3 protein-coding genes are annotated in these 3,319 nt (G+C 27.9%); all 3 read left to right on the plus strand.

Annotation, left to right across the window (positions count from 1 at the left end):
* The coding region (locus tag N4A55_RS03985; RefSeq protein ID WP_293754207.1) for an IS110 family transposase at positions 1 to 1,039 on the plus strand (1,039 nt) is incomplete at its 5' end.
* Between the two features lie 299 nt (positions 1,040 to 1,338).
* Positions 1,339 to 2,187: a hypothetical protein gene (locus N4A55_RS03990; RefSeq protein WP_293754209.1), complete on the plus strand. Its 849-nt coding sequence runs from the start codon at positions 1,339 to 1,341 to the stop codon at positions 2,185 to 2,187.
* On the plus strand, positions 2,184 to 2,621 hold the full coding sequence (locus tag N4A55_RS03995) for a hypothetical protein (protein ID WP_293754208.1): 438 nt from the start codon (positions 2,184 to 2,186) through the stop codon (positions 2,619 to 2,621). Before N4A55_RS03990 ends, N4A55_RS03995 begins: the two co-directional genes overlap by 4 nt.
* Positions 2,622 to 3,319 lie beyond the last annotated feature (698 nt).

Consider the following 3,319-nt stretch of genomic DNA (forward strand, 5'->3'; position numbering starts at 1 on the left):
TTCTTTCGGTGTTGGGTGTGCCTTTTGTCATTTTCTTATAGATAACAACACACAAGTTAAGTTTGTTAATTCAAGCCTTAGTTCACAAGAAGCCAAGAAAAATACTACTATTCATAAAACAGATGAATATGACTCCTTTTGTGTTGCAAAGGTTTTACTTGATGAATTTGACAAGCTTAAAAGTGTATCTAAGGATAATGAAATCTATTATAAGATTAGCCAACTAATGACAAGACGTAATAAATTGGTAGAGCAAAGAACGTCAGTCATTAATCAGTTACATATGCAATTGTCTTATCATTATTATAGTTATAGTAAGTTTTTCAGTGATATTATAGGCAAGACAGCATTAGCCTTTTGGTATAACTATCCTAGTGCTAAGTCTTTAGAAAATATATCTATAGAAGAATTAGGGGTATTTCTTAAAAAAGAAAGTCATAACTTTTTTACTGTAGCCAAAGCAAATACCTTAATAAGTTTAATTAATGAAGATAAGGACATTTTATCGCATGACGAAACTAGATGCTTCCTTATTAAAAACTATATTGAGGATATTCGTTATAAACAAAAAGAAATATCTACTATTGATGAACATTTACAACAATCTATTGATGACTTAGGGGTAAATCTACAATCATTTAATGGTATTGACCTTATTACATCAGCACAGTTGCTTTCTGAAATAGGTGATATCAATAGGTTTAAGAACTCGGCAAAACTTGCTCGTTATAGTGGCATTGCTCCAGTTACCTATAGTTCTGGAAGTAAAGAAAAGAACTTTCGTAATCAAAGAGGTAACAGGAAACTAAACAGCATATTTTTCTATATAGCACTTGGACAACTAACTACTCACAGAAATACTGGCACACCTAGAAATCCTATTTTATATGAATACTATCATAAAAAAGTATCAGAGGGTAAAACCAAGTCACAGGCTATAGTTTGTGTATCTAGGCGATTAGTGAATATTGTTTATAACATGCTAAAGTATAAAAAAGACTATAGTATTGAACCTATTAATAATTCCAAGTGTAGCTAGTTGTATTATTGATATTGATATGAATATCATAACTAATACAACTAATATAAAAATAGCTACTATTTAAAATACAATTAAAATATAAGTGCAAGTATCCCCATCACCAGAGTATATATTTAGATATGATATTACATTATCAGAACTACATTGATTGACGATATATCTATAGTGATATATTATTATGATAATATTATATTTAAGTATATATTAACTATAACCTAATAGTTAACTAGTTATGTTAACTTCATCTATAGAGATATTGATATTAAAAGGTATTAATATCTTATATATATAGATTTATAGTTATGGATAGTTATAGGGGCGACGGGCTTAATCTTTACGCATACGTATCAAATAACCCTATCATGTATGTTGACCCAACAGGACATGATAAAGCTAAAAACAATAAAATACCTGTTGATTTAACAAATGGTATGCAAATGTATGACCCTAATTCATTGATTGCACAATATATTAGCGTTGTAAAAAATATAACAAATACTTTAACAAAACCTTTAATAGATAATGCCTTTAGGAAACCAACAACTGGAAACTTATATCCACCAATGCAATTCAAACCATTTATTGTCCAACAAATGTACGAAGAACTGGGTCATGCTATGAATAATAAGAAAAATGAACCTGTAATTAAGGTTGGTCTTAGAATAGTAAAAGAATTTGAAGATTTATATACATCATTTCAAGAAGGTGTTAGCGTAGCAGGTCCTAACCCCCTAGGTGTTAGTATTACTACTTTTGCTAGCTTTATATATAAACATAACCCTGATAATATAGAACCAGGTTATTTACAAGATTATTTATATGATGTTTGGAGTAATAAAAATAAAAAATCACTAATTATTAATATGAGTAAAGCTTTATTTATTGAGAATACAGAATTCAAGTATCTTATTAAATCAAAAGGAGCTAGAGATATATTTATAAAGCGTCTAAATAATATTAAAGATTCTGTAGATGATTTTGATTTGAATGGATTTGATGAAACAACTCAAGAAAACATTAAATACCTTGCTAAGAATCATATTGATAGGATAATAGAAATGAATAATAATTATTCAAGCTCATTAAAGTATCTTAATAATAAACTACGAAGAATAGAACAGGATATAAAGGAGAAATTACGTTGAAGAACTTAAAATCTAAATGGAAGATATTAATTTCTATGATATTTTGTATATTAATAGTTGTTGTATATTTAGTATATAATCATTTTACTAATATATCTGATGATAAGGGAAAACTATTATATGCAGAATGCTATGAAAAATATCAAGAAACATATACAAAATTAACAAAAGGAATTAATCAAAAAAATGTTCAAGAGAAAGTGGCTACTCTTTATAACGATGACAATAAACAACTTATAACGGATATGGGTATTATTTTAGATGAATATGATGATAAATTAGTGAACTACGCTGATTATTATATCGTATTCTTTGACTTAAAAGAATCCTATAATAAATTAAAAACTGATTTTTATAAATTAGAAAGATGGGACGAATTGAGTTATATAGAGCAATTAGAGGTTAGAGTATCTTTTTTATTAAATGATTACTAATTCAATAAATCTTATAAATGAGCCTTTTATAACTATGTTGTATAGGCTCATTTATTACTTTAATTAAATAGGTAGGTAACTTATGTAAAAAGTAATTTTAATCTATAGGATATTTCTGATATCATCATAGAGTGATATACAAGGGGGCGACTAATCTTATATTCTTTATACGATTAATAACAAAGATAGTTATCAATGATACGATTGTTCATTTGCTATACGTATTGACCTCTATCTCTTCCAACTTTTCCTTAAGCTAACTAGAGAGTATAGTAAGTTAATTAATAGTATTATTTTTGTTAAACAATTATAAGGCTAAAAAAAATATCCTATAATAAGCATACCTTAACAGCATAACAATATTCGATAAGGCATATTTTATATATTTGCTATCCATTCAATGAAAATCCAATAGCCATTAAGTAAAATCCATTAGGGTTGAAGTCTACGAAGCGGTTCTAAGGTCTTTGGCGGAGAAAATCTTTTCAAGGTCTTCCTAATGGGTCACAAAACATCAATGTATACAATGTGCCTATATCTTGCTTGTAGCTTATCTAAGACTAACCCACAGGAAGGCTTCGAAGACCAAACCCAGAACCTCCCCCTCTTCTTTTGATTTATCGCCCTTTGGGCAATTTTAAAAATAGAAGTTTTTACAACGTCCTTTAATATTCTAGAATATAATAGATTTTACTAAA

The organism is Vallitalea sp., from assembly GCF_025211055.1.
GTDB lineage: Bacteria > Bacillota > Clostridia > Lachnospirales > Vallitaleaceae > Vallitalea.